The sequence below is a fragment of the Halobacteriovorax sp. JY17 genome, assembly GCF_002753895.1.
GTDB lineage: Bacteria > Bdellovibrionota > Bacteriovoracia > Bacteriovoracales > Bacteriovoracaceae > Halobacteriovorax.
Genome location: NZ_NJER01000003.1, coordinates 169,592 through 185,526 on the forward strand (window position 1 = coordinate 169,592; position 15,935 = coordinate 185,526).

General features: G+C 36.0%; 16 protein-coding genes. 9 read left to right on the forward strand and 7 right to left on the reverse strand.

Going from position 1 to position 15,935, the window contains the following annotated elements:
- Nucleotides 1-12 precede the first annotated feature (12 nt).
- Both CES88_RS13145 and CES88_RS13150 read right to left on the reverse strand, forming a co-directional pair.
- Complete coding sequence (locus tag CES88_RS13145) at nucleotides 13-717, reverse strand: hypothetical protein (protein WP_290735165.1); 705 nt, start codon at nucleotides 715-717, stop codon at nucleotides 13-15.
- Nucleotides 636-2,453 (reverse strand): tetratricopeptide repeat protein, encoded by a 1,818-nt coding sequence (locus CES88_RS13150; RefSeq protein ID WP_290735167.1) that lies wholly within the window; start codon nucleotides 2,451-2,453, stop codon nucleotides 636-638. The genes CES88_RS13145 and CES88_RS13150 overlap by 82 nt, the downstream gene beginning before the upstream one ends.
- A 510-nt stretch (nucleotides 2,454-2,963) precedes the next feature.
- Between CES88_RS13150 and CES88_RS13155 the strand changes: the two genes are divergently transcribed.
- The 7 genes from CES88_RS13155 to CES88_RS13185 are packed head-to-tail and all read left to right on the forward strand — an operon-like array spanning nucleotide 2,964 to nucleotide 9,687.
- Nucleotides 2,964-3,359: a polyhydroxyalkanoate synthesis regulator DNA-binding domain-containing protein gene (locus CES88_RS13155; protein ID WP_290735170.1), complete on the forward strand. Its 396-nt coding sequence runs from the start codon at nucleotides 2,964-2,966 to the stop codon at nucleotides 3,357-3,359.
- Between the two features lie 39 nt (nucleotides 3,360-3,398).
- Nucleotides 3,399-4,052: an outer membrane beta-barrel protein gene (locus CES88_RS13160; RefSeq protein ID WP_290735173.1), complete on the forward strand. Its 654-nt coding sequence runs from the start codon at nucleotides 3,399-3,401 to the stop codon at nucleotides 4,050-4,052.
- Nucleotides 4,053-4,054: 2 nt separating this feature from the next.
- Entirely contained in the window at nucleotides 4,055-4,846 is a 792-nt protein-coding gene (locus CES88_RS13165) for an ArsA-related P-loop ATPase (RefSeq protein WP_290735177.1), read from the forward strand.
- Entirely contained in the window at nucleotides 4,843-5,898 is a 1,056-nt protein-coding gene (locus CES88_RS13170; RefSeq protein ID WP_290735180.1) for an ArsA-related P-loop ATPase, read from the forward strand. The genes CES88_RS13165 and CES88_RS13170 overlap by 4 nt, the downstream gene beginning before the upstream one ends.
- 9 nt (nucleotides 5,899-5,907) lie before the next feature.
- Nucleotides 5,908-7,125: a glutamate--cysteine ligase gene (locus CES88_RS13175; RefSeq protein ID WP_290735183.1), complete on the forward strand. Its 1,218-nt coding sequence runs from the start codon at nucleotides 5,908-5,910 to the stop codon at nucleotides 7,123-7,125.
- Between the two features lie 10 nt (nucleotides 7,126-7,135).
- On the forward strand, nucleotides 7,136-8,518 hold the full coding sequence (locus tag CES88_RS13180) for a pyridoxal-phosphate dependent enzyme (protein WP_290735187.1): 1,383 nt from the start codon (nucleotides 7,136-7,138) through the stop codon (nucleotides 8,516-8,518).
- The gene (locus tag CES88_RS13185) at nucleotides 8,518-9,687 is read left to right on the forward strand and encodes a PLP-dependent aspartate aminotransferase family protein (protein WP_290735190.1); all 1,170 of its coding nucleotides are present in this window, start codon (nucleotides 8,518-8,520) and stop codon (nucleotides 9,685-9,687) included. The genes CES88_RS13180 and CES88_RS13185 overlap by 1 nt, the downstream gene beginning before the upstream one ends.
- Here CES88_RS13185 and CES88_RS13190 read toward each other — a convergent pair.
- Nucleotides 9,684-10,292, reverse strand: a complete 609-nt coding sequence (locus CES88_RS13190; protein WP_290735193.1) for a hypothetical protein — start codon at nucleotides 10,290-10,292, stop codon at nucleotides 9,684-9,686. The genes CES88_RS13185 and CES88_RS13190 overlap by 4 nt on opposite strands.
- Nucleotides 10,273-11,373, reverse strand: a complete 1,101-nt coding sequence (locus tag CES88_RS13195; RefSeq protein ID WP_290735196.1) for a hypothetical protein — start codon at nucleotides 11,371-11,373, stop codon at nucleotides 10,273-10,275. The genes CES88_RS13190 and CES88_RS13195 overlap by 20 nt, the downstream gene beginning before the upstream one ends.
- Before the next feature lie 258 nt (nucleotides 11,374-11,631).
- Here CES88_RS13195 and CES88_RS13200 point away from each other — a divergent pair, with 258 nt between their 5' ends.
- Nucleotides 11,632-12,360: an HD-GYP domain-containing protein gene (locus CES88_RS13200; RefSeq protein ID WP_290735199.1), complete on the forward strand. Its 729-nt coding sequence runs from the start codon at nucleotides 11,632-11,634 to the stop codon at nucleotides 12,358-12,360.
- 59 nt (nucleotides 12,361-12,419) lie between these two features.
- Here the strand turns inward: CES88_RS13200 and CES88_RS13205 are convergent, their stop codons facing one another.
- Nucleotides 12,420-13,469: a hypothetical protein gene (locus CES88_RS13205; RefSeq protein ID WP_290735201.1), complete on the reverse strand. Its 1,050-nt coding sequence runs from the start codon at nucleotides 13,467-13,469 to the stop codon at nucleotides 12,420-12,422.
- An 85-nt stretch (nucleotides 13,470-13,554) separates the two neighbouring features.
- On the opposite strand from CES88_RS13205, the gene CES88_RS13210 reads away from it, so the two are divergent.
- Nucleotides 13,555-14,166, forward strand: coding sequence for a class II aldolase/adducin family protein (locus CES88_RS13210; protein ID WP_290735203.1), 612 nt, complete (start codon nucleotides 13,555-13,557; stop codon nucleotides 14,164-14,166).
- On the opposite strand, the gene CES88_RS13215 is transcribed toward CES88_RS13210, so the two are convergent.
- Nucleotides 14,140-15,126: a hypothetical protein gene (locus CES88_RS13215; protein WP_290735206.1), complete on the reverse strand. Its 987-nt coding sequence runs from the start codon at nucleotides 15,124-15,126 to the stop codon at nucleotides 14,140-14,142. The two genes, CES88_RS13210 and CES88_RS13215, sit on opposite strands and share 27 nt — an antisense overlap.
- Nucleotides 15,114-15,935: a DUF455 family protein gene (locus tag CES88_RS13220; protein WP_290735209.1), complete on the reverse strand. Its 822-nt coding sequence runs from the start codon at nucleotides 15,933-15,935 to the stop codon at nucleotides 15,114-15,116. The genes CES88_RS13215 and CES88_RS13220 overlap by 13 nt, the downstream gene beginning before the upstream one ends.

Sequence of the window (15,935 nt, forward strand, 5' to 3'; positions counted from 1 at the left end):
ATTAGCTTCGCGTTATTCACAGCGGTTAAAGAATAGTTCAACCTTAAATGAATCCTTGCTTTGCTTATTATCAAGGGGATAGATAGAAAGACGCTTTGGTCCATTACTTGTGAGGCTAGAAAAGTCGAACCTCATAATATTGCCCTGATCGTTAGCTCTATCTATAAAGAGATGCTCATTTCTAATGCTCCAAAGCAGATCTCTCGTTCCGACGCGGCATTTGCTCTTCGAACAAGTCTTAGATCCAACCTGGCTTAAACTCTCGCTTAAATAAATAATTTCACCTAAGCCATTTGCAAATGATTTCAAATGACTCAAGTTATCTTTTGAATCTTGGTGATTTCTAAGTGATGTATAAATTCTTCTAGCAAAATTTCCCTTTAACTTTGCCCCAGACCTTTCAACATCTCCCCAATAGAGAGATAGCAACTCAGAGCCATGCAGTGGAATATCAACGGCCATTTTCCAGACTTTCTCTTCTGTGGAACTTACTGACTCGTAAGAAAACAAAGTAGTACTAGAGAGAATTTTTATTCTCCCTCTACCTTCTCCAGACAAGCATAAATTTGTTAATTGATTTCTTAGCTCTGAAAGAGCTTCTACTTTAGGGCCATTATGTGCACAAGAAAGTAGTATTAACGAGACGCAGGCAAGCGAAGCTTTTCTAAGCCACTTAATTCTTTTAGTACGTCCTGTCTTTCCGATTCGACTTTGCAATTGTTCAAGGCCTCCACATAGAATTCTTTAGCTTTTCGAAAATCTTTAAGCTTCGTATAAACCATGGCTAAATGTTTAGTAATAACAACATCTGTACTGACTAAAGTCCATGCTTTTTTTATCTCGACTAACGCTTTTTCGTAGTCTCCAGTCTTATAATAGAACCAACCAAGACTGTCTCTTATATAGCCATCATCTGGCTTTAACTCTACCGCTTTTGTGATTAGCTTTAAAGCTCTGTCTAACTCAATTCCTCTTTCAAGAAGTGAGTAACCTAAAAAATTTAAAGCATGTGGGTTTTCAGGATTCTTAACTAATAGTTTTTCGATTACTTCTTTAGCTCTATCAAATCGATTTGTTTTTTCAAGTAGAGCTGCAAAGTAATACTCATGCCCTTCATTAAAAGACTTTTCGTCTTTTACCTTCTCCATTTCAGCAACTGCACCATGGAGCTCTCCTTCATTTTCATAAAATCCAGCAAGCATAACTCTAAGCTCAACTCTTAAAGTAGAGTGCTTCCCTGCTCTTTCATCAACAAAGCTCACAAGCTTATTTCTAGTTTCCTTTTGCTCAATTGCACTAGCTTGAAGAATTTGCGCAATTTGAATATTACTTTCATGAAATAGAGAACTTTCTTCAGGAACTTTTGAATAATAAGTCACTGCAGAGTCAAACTCTCCCGTCTGTTGATAGAGAGTTCCTAAGTAATAAAGAACTTTATCTGACTTTGGTACCGCAGATAGGATTTCTTTAAAAATACCTTTAGCATCGTCATATCTCTTAGAGTCTGCATACAGAATTCCAAGACGTACTTTTAAATTTAAATCACTAGAATCGATATTTGATAATCTTTCTGCAAAAGGAATGACTCGTTCATATTTTCCAAGAGCGAAGTAAATCTGAATGATGTTCTTTAAAACACCGTAAGCATTTGGACTTTCTTTTAAGAATTTCTCATACACTTCTAATGCTTTCGTAAACTTCTTTTCTTCTTCGTAAATAGCTCCAAGTCCTATTGCCGATTGCTGATAAGTAGGATCTATCTTCAATGATCTTTTAAAATTTTTCTCAGCGGCCCTGATATTTCCTCGAGCAATTTCAATCTTTCCTCTATAAAAAGAATAGATTGCTTTCCCTTTCGCGCTTCTTTCACACTTATTTAAGAGTTTAAAAGACTTCTTAAATTTTGATTCAAGAGAGTAAGATTTGGCTAAGAATACGCAGGCCTCTTCAGAAGTTGGATATTTCTTTAAGATAGAAAGATAAACTAACTGCGCCTCTCTTTTTTCCCTTAATGCTGTGTGAACTCCAGCTAAAATCAGCCCCACCTTTTCAGATTCTTCACTCTTATAAAGAGATGAAAGGATCTTCTTAGCTTCAGCAAGCTTATTTAAACGAATAAGCTCTACTGCATATCTCTTCTCTACATATTCATCATTTTTTTTAACTTTTAAAACGTATTCAAAAAATAGAGCTGCTGACTCACTATCGCCGCGAAGCGAAGCATCCGAACCCTTCATATAAATTTCATCCGCAAAGAATGAAAGCCTTGTCTTATTGCTCACAGGAATTGAGTTAAACTCTCTTTCAAGCTTTTCCTGTAATGAAAATTTACTGAGATCTTTCTCTGAACCTACAATTGCTTTTAGCGGATCAATGACGCTTACTTTCTTCTTTACTCCTGAGCATGAATAAAGATTAACGATTAGCAATAAGTAAGAAATTTTCTTAAACATGATATCCCTTTAAGTACGAATGGCCTCCGAGATCGGAGAATTCCCTTCTTACTTGTCGTGATTGCAGAGAAAATATTTAAATCTTTGTTTAAAATAGAGAAAAAGGTACATTTTACCGAAAAAATTGTGCAGCACACCCAAAACAGTCTTATCAAGATCCTTAAGAAATCTTTATTTTCAGTCTCTCTAATCAACTGAAAACACATAAATGATCCTAGAAATAATGCACTGTAAGAATTTTGTCAGGATTTTCAGTTGACACCCTTTTGCCGTTCTTGCTAATTCATTGAGTCGTTAATCGAAGCAAAGCATTAATTGAATGTAACTATAGCAATAGCCCTTTCAAGCTATTGATATTGTATACTTCTTTACTTTCCTTTACTTAACAACGCTAAGCACTGAAAAATATACATAAAGACTTTCTTTTCGATATTTTGATGCTAGAAGCTAAAAAACAAATTAATTATTTAATGAGACTAATATCTCATATTCAAATAGGGGAAATAAAAGATGAACGACGTAAGAATTATCAAGAGATACCAAAACCGTAAGCTTTATGACACACACCAAAGCTGTTACGTTACTCTAGAAGAAATCGCTCAGATCATCAGAGAAGGTCATGAGATTCAAGTAATTGATAACAAAACTAAAAATGACATCACTTACATGACTCAAATTCAACTTCTTTTTGATCAAGAAAAGAAATCGACAAGAGCTGGTGACGTTGAACTTCTTAAAAGAGTTATCAGATCAGAAGAAGGGACTTTTACAGGGCACATTAGAGCTCTTGAAGGGACAACTTCAACTGAAACTACTTCTGAGCCAACTTTAAGCGAAAACCTAAACAATTTCGTACAAAACACTGAAGTAAACTCAACTGTTGAAACACCAAGTACTTTAAACTAATATAAGGGGGAGATTAATCCCCCAGTTTAGAGACTAGAAATGAAAAAATATTTAAAGAATTTTTCAAAATATGTAATTCCTGTTGCTTTCTTAGCAACAGGTTTTTCAGCCACAGCAAAACCATCTATAAAGAAATTAACATCTGATGAAAAGTCTAAAAATGTAGACTCATCAATACCTGCTTCTAGGAATATGAATCCTTTAAATAAGCACAGTATAGGTCTTGGTATCGGACAAACTTTTCTCATGAGTGAGTTTGCAGACAAAGGCGAAGACAAGATTACTTGGGATCTATTCTATAATTACTCTGCTAGTCACTCTTTTGACTTTCTAGCAAACTTTCATACTTCCAAGCATAAGTATCTCAATCAATACACACAACTAACAGGTCTGGCCCTTGGAATTAAGGCAAAGACTTTTCAATTTGATAACTTCTCACCATTTATCACAGGTGGTTTTGGCTTCTATCAACCTAAAGTAAGAAGACTCATTAACAATGAGCTTGTCACTTCGAAAACAAAAATGACTTTTGGTTATCATGCTGGGGCTGGCGCTGATCTTAGACTCAATGACAAATTTACAATAGGTGTTATGGGAACTCTTCATAATCCATTTGATGTTAAGCAAGACCTTCAACCGGAAGTTGAAGGCTCTTACGTCAAATTAATGATGACGACTTTCTACACTTTCTAAGCATGTCGCACCGACTTTACATAATTACAGGAAAAGGCGGTGTTGGGAAAACATCACTTTCACTCTCATTAGCAAAGAAACTTGCAGAAAGTGGAAGTAAAGTTCTCTATAACAGTTTTGATCAAGAAGACCAGACAGAGCTCTGTGAAGAACTGAATATCCCCTCCCTTCACTTAGAGCTAGAAAAATCGGCCGAAATTTACATGGGCAAGAAGCTTGGATCAGAAATGGTTGCCTCATGGATCATGAAAACTCCTTTCTTCAAATCCCTTTTTAATATGATTCCAGGTCTTGGTCACATGATTCTCCTAGGCCATGTAATCGACCTACTTGAAGATGATCCTACCCTTACAATTATTCTAGACTCACCATCCAGCGGACATGCAATGACCATGTTTGAGTCCTCTCATAATTTTAAAGAAATATTTGGGTCTGGATTATTAGTCGAAGACATAAACCGAATGCATCGATTTATTTACGCTGAGAATTCACTTAAAAACTATATTGTCTCTCTTCCAACTAAAATGGCCCTTAACGAATCCAAAGAAGTAAAAGAGCACTTACAAGATTTAAACTTTAGAAATACAGAAGTCATAATCAATGACTGTCTCTCACCTCTTCTTTCAAGCAAGGAAGAGTTACCAGATTTTTTGAAAATAAAAAATCAACTTGAGACAGCTGTTATTGAAGAATATAAAGAAGTTGCCACAAAGAAGGTCCCTCACTCACTTGGAGAGGACTTTCAAAGCGTCATACTCGATTTATCAAAGAAAGATATTGGAGAACTCTTATGAGTATTCCAAGTAAGAAAGTAGAAATTTTCTGTGGTACTGGAGGGGTTGGTAAAACCACTCTTGCAACTTCTAGAGCTGTCTCTCTTGCTAAAGATGGAAAGAAGGTTCTGCTCATTACAATTGATCCGGCTAAAAGATTGAAACAGCTTCTAGGCCTTGATAATCAAGACTCTGGTAATATTACTCCCGTTTCAACTAAGACTTTCTTTCCAGACGAAGAGGAATCAAGCGACCTCTACGCGTTATTACTTTCTCCTGCAAAAACTCTTGAACGAATAGGTACTGCAGAGGGACTTACAAAAGATCTAGATAATAGGATTTTAAAAGTTCTCACAAAGCCTTACGGTGGAATGAATGAGATCATGGCCGTTATAGAAGTACAGTTTCACCTAAGCCATAGTGACTACGATACAGTTATCTTAGATACTCCTCCAGGAAAACACTTTATTGACTTCTTGCAGGCGACACGAAAAATTGAACAATTCTTTGATAAGAGTTTCGTAGAAATCTTCAAATTTCTTGGAAAGAAAGTAGGACAAAAAAGTGCTCCTAAGAAATTATTTTCTAAAATTGTTTCTACCGGAATAAAGAAGCTCTTAAGTTATCTTGAAAAGGTTACTGGTTCAGACTTTGTAGATCTCTTTGTCGATGCAATTGGGTTTCTCTATCAAACAAAAGATCACTTTACGTCGGCAATTGAATTTCAAAAAGAACTGGGAAAGAAGGATTTCTCCAACTGGTTCTTGGTGACGTCCGCAGAGCATCATAAAGTAGGAGAAGCTCTTCACCTCCTCCAAGGGGCAGGTGAATTTATGCACGATGATAACTTTCTATGTGTCAACAAGTGTCACAAACCCTTCTTAGACAATTGGCATCCTCATGATACAGAGCTAGAATTACTGAAATCAACTATGCTCACTAAAGAAAATGAGTTAAAAACATTTGCAGGTAAAAACTTTCACAGAGTCCTTGAGTTCTCAGAGATACTCTCTTCAAAACCCTGTGAACATGTTACAAATTTAGCACAAGGTTGGAATCTACTTCGGTCTTAGGAGCAAATAATGTCATTTAAAATTAATACTAAAAGCGAATTTGAAAAATTTGTATCTGAAAACTGGAACGAAATTAATTCCTATATTGATACTAAGTTTGAAAAGAAAACGACTCCAATATATTCAAGCGTTGATATCAGAGAGAGCAAAGATAAAATAGCCCCAGTTGATCACAATATGTATCCTGCTGGGTTCAACAATCTCTGTTCACTCGACCTAGATTACGCGACGGAAGTTTTTGGTTCCGCAATCTCGGAAGTTGGCAAAGAAGTAAAGAGAGTTGGAATTATTCCAGAATCTCACACTAAGAATCTCTTCTACCTAGACCACCTAGCAATGCTAGGAAAAGTTATCAGCGATGCCGGGTATGAAGTGACTTTTCTAAGCTTTGACAATAACCTCTTTCAAGAAGGTGGCGAACTCAACTTAATTTCTCATTCACAATTCGATCTACAAATTCTTAAAGCAGAAATTAAAGATGGAAAAGTATTCTCAAATGGAATAGAGCAAGAATTCGTTATTTTAAATAATGACCAATCTGACCCTATTGATATTGATTGGAAGTCCGTCACTACACCTATCAATCCGACTCCTCTTATTGGTTGGTTTGCGAGACAGAAAAACAAGCATTTCTCTTTCTATGATCAAACAGTAAAGGATTTTTCAGCTCACTTTGAAATCAATCCTAATATTCTTCAGGCAAAGTTTAGAACAGTTGAAAATGTCGACTTTTCCTCTAAAGATGGATTAGAGCAATTAGGTCAGGCTGTTGACGATTTAAAGAGCGAACTACCAGAAGATAAGAAGATTTTCGTGAAGGCCTCTCAAGGAACTTACGGTATGGGTATCAGTGTCGTTTCTTCAGGAGAAGAAATCATTACAATGAATAGAAAAGCTCGAAATAAAATGGATGTAGGGAAGAATAAGATTAAGTTCACATCTCTTCTAGTCCAAGAAGGTGTAGATACAATTCTTCAATACGATGATATGCCCGCAGAGGTTGCGATTTACCTTGTTGCAGGAAAGAGTGTCGGTGGATTTATGAGAGCTAATAGCGAAAAGAAAGCCGATGGTAATTTAAATAGTCGCGGAATGGTTTTTAGAAAGTTCTGTATTAGTGAAATTAGACAGAATCAAGATCACAAAGCAAAAGAAGCTATGTATACGGTGATTGCAAGACTTGCAACGCTGGCGAGTACAGATGAAATAAAAGAAGTATTAAATTAAGGAGAGAGATATGATGAAAGGATCGAGAGCTAATGTTGTTGAAGCAATTGGAAATACTCCTATTGTAAAATTGAATAGTTTAGCAAAAGATAGCAACTGTGAGATTTATGTAAAGCTAGAGTTTATGAACCCTGGTGGATCAACTAAAGATAGAATCGGTGCTTATATGCTCGACCAGGCAATCATTGATGGAGACCTAAAGCCAGGTGGAACAATTATTGAGGGAACTTCTGGAAACACAGGAGTTGGTCTCGCCATGTGGGCAGCGGTACACAAGTATAAGTGTATCTTCGTTCTCGCTGATAAGCAGTCTCAAGAAAAAATTGATAACTTAAGAGCTTTTGGTGCAAAAGTTGTGGTCTGCCCTACTAATGTTGAACCAGAAGATCCTAGATCTTACTATAGTGTCTCAAAGAGATTGGCCCAAACTATTCCAAACTCTTTCTATGTTAATCAATATGACAACCTTCACAATAGAAATACTCACTACACGTGGACTGCTCCTGAAATGTTTGAACAAACTCAAGGAGATTTCGATGTCTTTATGGCCGGTGTTGGAACAGGTGGAACAATTACTGGTTGTGGAAAGTACTTCAAAGAGAAAATGCCAAATGTTGAAATTGTTGGAATTGACTGTGAAGGATCAATTATTGCTCATTATAAGAAAACTGGTGAAATGTGTGAAGCAAAGTCATATGTTCTAGAAGGCGTTGGTGAAGACTTTATTCCAGAAAACTATGATTTTGATGTTATCGATGATTTTGAAGTTGTCGGCGATAAAGAAAGTTTTCTCATGACTAGAAGACTTCTAAAAGAAGAAGGGATCTATGCTGGTGGTTCTGCTGGGGCAGCAATCTGTGGTGCTTTAAAGTATGCGGCAAAACAAACAAAGAAAAAGAAAATTCTTATTCTCCTTCACGACTCTGGAAATAGATACGCCTCTAAAATATATAACGATGATTGGATGAGTGATAATGGATACCTTGATTCTTCATTCAATGTTCAAATTAAAGATGTACTTAATGATATTGGAAAGAAAGGAACCATTCTTACAATTAGAGATACCTCAACTATTGGAGAGGCCATCAACATTATGGACTCAGAAGGCGTTTCTCAGCTTCCCGTCTTAAACTCACAGGAAGAAATTGTTGGTCTTGTTGCGGAAAAAAATCTCGTGAAGCCAGTTCTTATGGGAGAATTCCAGAAAGACGATAATATCTCTCTAGCCTTTTCAAATAAGTATAGAGTTGTAGATAAGAACTTGCTATTAGAGTCTGTTGCTGAAGCCCTTCTCCAAAAAGAAGTTGCGCTAATTACAGACAATAATAAACTTGTCGATATTCTGACGGAAATTGACGTTCTTCAATACTTCTCAAAGAAGGGCCATGTTTAGTGAAGAAATCAGAAGTTAAAGACTTAGATAAAGCTTCTAGAGTTATTCATGCTGGAGGACATCCCGACCCGGAGACGGGCGCGATCATGCCTCCTATTTATCAGACTTCAACTTACGTTCAATCAAGTCCAGGTGTTCATAAGGGCTATGAGTACACACGTTCGCACAATCCTACAAGAACCAGACTAGAAGAGTGCTTAGCTTCACTTGAAGAGGCGAAGTATGCTCTTGTCACTTCAAGTGGTCTATCCGCTGAAATGCTTGTTATGCACACTCTTCCAGCGGGTTCAACAATTCTCTGCGGTGATGATGTTTATGGCGGGACTTATAGGTTATTCACTACTGTATTTAATGAAATTCACAACTTTATTTTTATCAATACAACTGACTTAGAAGAAGTAGAGAGCAAGATTAAGGAACACAGACCAAGTCTTCTCTGGATTGAAACTCCAACGAACCCCCTACTTAAAATTACTGATATAATGAAAGTCACAAGTATTGCCAAAAAATATAAGGTAAAGACCTTGGTAGACAATACTTTCATGAGTCCTTACTTTCAAAATCCGCTCTCTCTCGGAGCAGATATCGTATTGCACTCAATGACTAAATACATTAATGGTCATTCTGATGTTGTCGGTGGAGCTCTTATGCTCAATGAGAAGAAGGTCTATGATAAATTGTGGACTCTTCAAAACTCAATAGGCCCAAGTCAATCTCCCTTTGACTCTTGGCTAGTCCTAAGAGGAATAAAAACATTGGCCATTAGAATGGAAGCTCATCAAAAGAATGCCATGAAAATTGCAAAGTTTCTTGAGTCTCATCCAATGGTTGAAAAAGTTCTCTATCCGGGGCTTAAAAGTCATCCTCAACACAGAATTGCAAAAATACAGATGTCGGGTTTTGGTGGAATGATAACTTTCTTTCTTAAGGGAGATATAAAGAAGTCGAAGAAGTTTCTCTCAAAAATTCAAATATTCTCACTCGCTGAGAGCCTTGGAGGTGTTGAGAGTTTAATTGAACATCCCGCGATCATGACTCACGCTTCAATTCCAAAAAAGACACGAGAAACATTAGGCATCACGGATAATCTGATTAGATTATCCGTTGGTATTGAAAATGTTGATGATTTAATTAGAGATCTTGAAAATACTTTTAAAATAATTCGTTAGAAGTCAGCAGGCCCGTCTTCTATGGTTTGTTCCATTGGTGGCCTCTCTTCTTTATTCGAATTATTGTCTATAACTGCATTAACTTTAATTTTACTTGGAAATAAAGTTCCTACATACTCACGACCTCTATTAAAGACAAGTCCATTTCTTAAGTATTTCTTTGTTAGCAAGTAAGTACAATATACTTTTCCGTGATCACTTGAAATATTTTCTTTTTCACCTGTAGCAAAAATTAATCCATCGTCCTGTAGGAGCTTTTCAATTTTCACTAACTCTTTACAGTACTCACTACTTCCGGCCTTACAACCAGCTTCTCTTTTTAAGACCTCTACACCACCTTCATCTTTCTTTATATGAACAGGTTCTCTACAGACATCTATTGTCCAACTATCTTTCATAAATTTAAATTTTGAATGATTAATGGTAATGGAACAATCACTCTTTGAAATAGCTAAAATATTTTTAGAGAGACCAAATGGTGCAGCCTTATGTTCCACAACGGCATCATAATTCCCTTGAATACACTCCATATCCGAAAACATATTCATTGAATATGAATTAGAAATTAAAAGAACAAATAAAATACTACATTTGAATAATTGCATTCTTACTTACCTCAAAAATAATCATCGTTGCGTCGTGAGAAAAGAACATTGAAGTTTTCTCTTTCTTAAGAGTATAGAAGACTTCATCCAATAATTCACGTCCTGATTTTTGAACATTTAAATTAGCTGTTTTTAGAATAACTTCCTTTCCAGGAGGATTGTCTAATAAACCACTAGAGAGAATGATCAACTTTTCACCTCTTTCGATGGAAACTTCAGATTCTTTAACCTCTTTAGAGTTTAGGAGAAGCAGAGAATTACCCGACTTCCATACTCTAGTTTTCATCTTTCGGAGGTCAATACGAAGAAATAAGACATCTAATTTTCTCTTCTCTTCTTTAACTTTTGAATTTTCAACTTCTAAATTTAAGCCCTTAATAAAATTGTCAATCTTACTATCGGTAAATGTACTACTTCCTCTAAGTTCGTCAAATTGCTTCATTATAATACTTGAAATAAGATATGATCTCGATCTTGCAAGTAGTAAGAGAACTTCATTATCCGTTGAAATAACATCAAAGAACTCCCCTCCCGAACTTTCTCCGGCACCAAACTTACTCGTGGCCATAAGGCCCTTAAAGCTCTCTTCTCTAATAGGAACTAATTTTTCGTGGATCTCTTTCACTCTTTGAAGCTCATTTATCGCTGCGGTCATGACTCTTTCCAAACTCTGCCCTACCTCATCTAAGTCCTCACTATCAACACTGTCAATTTGTGGATTAATCAATAGATTAAACCAAGGTCTATGTAAGTAATCAGGATCATCTATACTTAGTACACCTTTTATAAATCTATCGACAGAACAGATTTGTTCCAATTCTTTCGATGAAGAGTTACTCTTATCTCCAACCAAAATAACATTCCCATTAATATCCATTTTATTTTCATCGTAGAATAATTTGAACGCCTTCCAATCTTTAATAGATAAGAGAAGGATAACTTGATCATCTTTTAAGAGGTTTTCAAAAACTGTCGCTTGATCAAAATTGAAAGTTATAACCTCACAAAGGTAATTACTTTCCAAACTTCGAAACTCCGTTTTTAATTCAGCATCTTTAGACAGGACAACCACTTTCTTCATTTTCTTTCACTTGTTTTATAAATTTCTAATCTTAATAGACTAACAAAAAACAATAATTCAGAGTAGTTAAGGCAAAATTCTCTGCCATTCTCCCCTATATAACGTGCTCTAATTCTTGGCACTTAAGATGTTTTATTTAATTAGGTAACAGGTTGAAACTATTGATGAAAAAGTAAATTCTAAAGGTTTTTAGTCAAAATAACGATAAATGCTATGCACGCTATTACAATGAATACATAGCGAGGCATTGGGCTAAATATGGATAAGAAAAAAGATAATGTTATTTCTCTTCAATCAGTTGTCGCAAATGTTGCGATGCTTGACCTTGTAAAGCAGGTTCGCGAACTTCGAGAACAGCAGCAAGAAATGTGTGAAATGGCAGTAAAAAGTATGCTTAGAGCACTTGATGCTAAAGACCACTATACTTACGGACATAGCATGAGAGTTGCCTATTATAGTGTTACACTAGGAAAAGAGCTTGGTCTTAATGACGAAGAAATGTATGAATTAGAAATGTCTGCACTCTTTCATGATATTGGAAAAATTGGTGTTCCAGACGCTGTCCTTTTAAAACCTGCAAGACTTACTGAGGATGAATTTCTCAAAATGAAAGCACATCCAAGTCTAACTGCGGAAATTCTACAAGACTTTGATTGCTTTAAAGATATTGCGACATATGCTAAACATCACCATGAAAGATATGATGGTCGTGGTTATCCTGATGGACTAAAGGGAGAAGATATTCCTTTATTCTCTAGAATTATTTTGATTGCCGATACATTTGATGCCATGACATCAACACGCCCTTATAGAAAAGGTCTTCCATACGAAGTGGCCTTTAGTGAGCTTGAAGAATTTTCTGGTTCACAATTTGATGCTGCTCTTGTAAAGCATTTTATTACAGCAATGACTAGAGAGGACTCAAAAGGTGAAGATACTTTTGAACTTACAATTATTGATGGGAACTTTGCTAAAGACGCTGCTTAATTAATATAAAAATAAGTGAATAAAAAAAGGAGAAGCAATCGCTTCTCCTTTTTTTATTTCTACTTCTTACAAAAGTCTGTCTCTGTAATTGTATTGATATTGTAGACCTGAATCGTTCTACAGTCTTTGAAACTTCTATAAACATTTGAAGGCGAGCACTCAGGATCTTTATCGTTCTCTTTACTCCAATCACTATTCTTCTTGCACTCTATGTAGCTGTTTTGATCTACACATGCCCAGTGCTTACCACTACAGTTATAGACAAGTCCCCTTCCTGTTTCTTGATAATTAGGAGGTTCTTGGTACTCTAATTTTTCTTTAACGACTTTTTCAATCATTGTAGGAGCCTCTGGGTTATTTAAACTATCAATGGCCTCTGACATTTCATTCGCACCCTTCATACTTCCTTGATTTTCTTGTCCAAGATTATCTTCGCCTAGGCTAGAAGGAGTGCTCTCAACTTGTGAATTATCCTCAAAGCCTTCTTTTCCTAAAGAGTCTACTGTGTCTGGTCCTTCTTCAGGGGAATCATCTTTTAACTTAAGTTCATTTTCTACAACTTGAACATTTGTCTCATTAGATTCTACTTCTTTCTTCTTTTCCTCAACTTTAGCTTCAACTACTTCTGCTGGCACTGGCGCTGGATCTACCGGTTTATTTTCCACTTTCTTAGCGACTTCAGCAGGATTTTCTTTGGCGGTCTTAACAACTTTCTTCTTTCTCTTTGGACGATTCTTTCTAACAACAGGTTTAACTTCAGGAAGAACATTTTCGTCCTCTCCTCCATCGTCCATTAATATACTTGCTCCTAAGATAAGAACAAGACCAACTAATCCAAGTCGCATTACTTTCTGCTTCTTAGCCTTTGCTGCGTCTTCATCATCCTCAGATTCGTCATCCTCTTCATCATCTTCTTCAAACTCTTCTTCATCATCTTCAGATTCTGAGTCAGATAATTTATCTTTGACGTCTATTTCCTCTGTCTTCTCATCAAACTCACCTTCCTCGTCTTCATACTCTTCATCATCGTCATCAGACTTTGATCCGGGAAGTTTTGATTTAACAGAACTAGCAAAATCATTAATTTTATCTTTCAGGTCGTCGAACATTCTTCTTTCCTTTGAAGGATTCAATAACTTATAATATATGCAATCTTATAACTTATCGAAAATTAACAAAAAAGGTTGAGAAAAAGTGATCGATGACGGAGTAATTAAGTACGATAGGACAAACTTTACCCAATCAGGGCCTCTAGATCCTGCTTTATGGGAGGAAATAGAGTCCTGGAGAAAGAAGCTCTTTAAATTAAATCTGATTGGCGAATATCCAACTGAAAAAGTTGGTTTTGGAAATATGTCAAAAATTATAAGATGGAATGATCAGGCTGAGTTTATTATTACTGGAACGCAAACAGGAAAGTATGAAAACTTAACAGGAGAACACTACACTCTTGTGAATGGCTATGACTTAGAAGCAATGAAGCTAAAGCAAGTTGGTCCACTTGAGGCTTCTAGTGAGGCCCTTACTCACGCAGCAGTTTATGAAGCTAATAGAGATATCACTGCTGTCTTTCATATTCATAACACTACTATTTGGGAAAGAATGATTGAAGAGAACTATGATGCGACTCCTAAAGATGTCCCTTATGGAACTATTGAAATGGCAAACTGTGTAGGACAATTAATCGCAGGTAAATCATCAGGACTCATTGTAATGAAAGGCCATCAAGATGGAGTTATTGCTTATTCAAAATCTATGGACCAATGTGGTAAGTTGATTTTAGAACTCGCTGATAAATTTCTCTAAGTCTTGAAACACTTTTCTTCCATCTAAAGGCTTATCACTAAGTAGAGCAACAGAAATAAATTTATCGACAGGAGAGAGCAAGACAACCCTCTCTTCGAACTCAGACAGTACTTCTAAAAGTTCTTTAAAGTTTTTGGAAATAGTTATCTTAAGTATTCCCCAATAGACAAATTTTTCAGGAAAGATTCTATTTAAAGAATGAGCCATCAGTCCCATTGTTTTTCTATAATTAACCTCAACAAAGGGATGAAAACCATCTTTATAAGTAAAAGTATCAATTTGAATTGAATCTTTAGCCCCAAGTGAAGCGAGCTTATCCCTAATAACTTCTAGTATTTTAAAGTTCTCACCTCCTATACTGTCGTCAATACTTTTAAGTTCACCGCCTTTAAATTGGCCGTACTGATCAATGTAATTCTCTATTATAAAGAAGCTTTTATCATTGAGATTAAAAGTTACACCGTAGTCTTTATACTTTTCTACAAATTGAGAAAAAACAGATGTCGTGGATATCTTCTCTATATCCTCAAGATTTCTAATGACGCTAACTCCTCTTCCAGAAAATCCCCATTCAGCCCGAGCAATCATGGGATAAGTTAGCTTCTTAATTGCTTCATTTTTTGTGATAACAGAGGGAATAGGTATCCATCCCTCACGAATTCCAAGCTCAGTCATAGAGATTTTAGAGTTGAAAAACTTTTCTTTTTCTAAATCGACACACTTTCCCCACCATGGAATCGAGGCTCCTTTATAAGACACTTTATTAGAAAGGAGATTTAATGAAAGTAGATGTTCAAGATATTCTTCGCTAAATTTATAAGTGGTCTTTAAAATAGATTTTTCATTGGTATTGATAAAGAAGAAAATATGATCAAACCAGCTAGCGCCTTTAATCTTTTTAGAAGAACCTGAGAGAAAATTCTCATAATCCAAATTTAGGTGATATTTTACTTCTTCCATTCTCTTCTATTCGTTACAACAAAATCATCAGAGTAGTTTTTAACTCCGTCGATAAATTCTTGATCAAGACCAGCGCGTACTCTAGCGTCGTGATCAAACATCATGGCCTTTGCTCTCGCTGGAGTAATATTCTTTGGCAGAAGCTCATTATAGTATTCCCAAAGGCTCTTATCGCTTCTCCACTTATTCAACCAATTCCTTCCATAAGCAACATGGCTAATTTCATCTTCATAGACAATATTCATAATTTTTTCGGACTCATGGTCTTCAAAGTCTTTAAAAATATTTTCATAGAATTTTGCAAAATCTAAGTTAGCAGCTTCAAACGTTAGGGATACAAGTGCGAAGAATCCATCTAATTGATCAACTTCACTAAATTTCTTCCAGAAGAAATCATTAAGAGCAACTCCTCCAAATTCAAGACCTAGAGCTTCCATACGTTTCTTATAAAGAAGAAAATGCTTTTGCTCATCAGCGATAGTTGCAATTAATCCTCTCTTCGCCTTCAAGTCCATTTCATTACGAGTAGGTAGGCAAAGAATTGCAGCGGCCATCATTTCGATGGCCAAAAGTTCATGATTTGCAAAGAAGTGGAGAGCTGTTGCTCTTCTCTCTGGAACATGAAGAGATCTTGGCTTTGGAAATTTAATCTGAACATCAGAAAAAGCAATAAGCTTATCTCTTCCTGGATATAGTGGTTTCTCCACAATATTAAAAGAATTGTAGCTCGTAATCACTTTGGGATTTAGGAGCTTATCTTCTAAATGAGGAGAAAAGAGAAGAGTTCTAGCATACTCATCAATATTCAT

Excerpts from the sequence above, each read along its gene's own strand:
- CES88_RS13150 (WP_290735167.1), bottom strand. The coding sequence starts at position 2,453 with ATGTTTAAGAAAATTTCTTACTTATTGCTAATCGTTAATCTTTATTCA.
- CES88_RS13155 (WP_290735170.1), top strand. The coding sequence starts at position 2,964 with ATGAACGACGTAAGAATTATCAAGAGATACCAAAACCGTAAGCTTTAT.
- CES88_RS13160 (WP_290735173.1), top strand. The coding sequence starts at position 3,399 with ATGAAAAAATATTTAAAGAATTTTTCAAAATATGTAATTCCTGTTGCT.
- CES88_RS13165 (WP_290735177.1), top strand. The coding sequence starts at position 4,055 with ATGTCGCACCGACTTTACATAATTACAGGAAAAGGCGGTGTTGGGAAA.
- CES88_RS13170 (WP_290735180.1), top strand. The coding sequence starts at position 4,843 with ATGAGTATTCCAAGTAAGAAAGTAGAAATTTTCTGTGGTACTGGAGGG.
- CES88_RS13175 (WP_290735183.1), top strand. The coding sequence starts at position 5,908 with ATGTCATTTAAAATTAATACTAAAAGCGAATTTGAAAAATTTGTATCT.
- CES88_RS13180 (WP_290735187.1), top strand. The coding sequence starts at position 7,136 with ATGATGAAAGGATCGAGAGCTAATGTTGTTGAAGCAATTGGAAATACT.
- CES88_RS13190 (WP_290735193.1), bottom strand. The coding sequence starts at position 10,292 with ATGCAATTATTCAAATGTAGTATTTTATTTGTTCTTTTAATTTCTAAT.
- CES88_RS13195 (WP_290735196.1), bottom strand. The coding sequence starts at position 11,373 with ATGAAGAAAGTGGTTGTCCTGTCTAAAGATGCTGAATTAAAAACGGAG.
- CES88_RS13200 (WP_290735199.1), top strand. The coding sequence starts at position 11,632 with ATGGATAAGAAAAAAGATAATGTTATTTCTCTTCAATCAGTTGTCGCA.
- CES88_RS13205 (WP_290735201.1), bottom strand. The coding sequence starts at position 13,469 with ATGTTCGACGACCTGAAAGATAAAATTAATGATTTTGCTAGTTCTGTT.
- CES88_RS13215 (WP_290735206.1), bottom strand. The coding sequence starts at position 15,126 with ATGGAAGAAGTAAAATATCACCTAAATTTGGATTATGAGAATTTTCTC.
- CES88_RS13220 (WP_290735209.1), bottom strand. The coding sequence starts at position 15,935 with ATGAATATTGATGAGTATGCTAGAACTCTTCTCTTTTCTCCTCATTTA.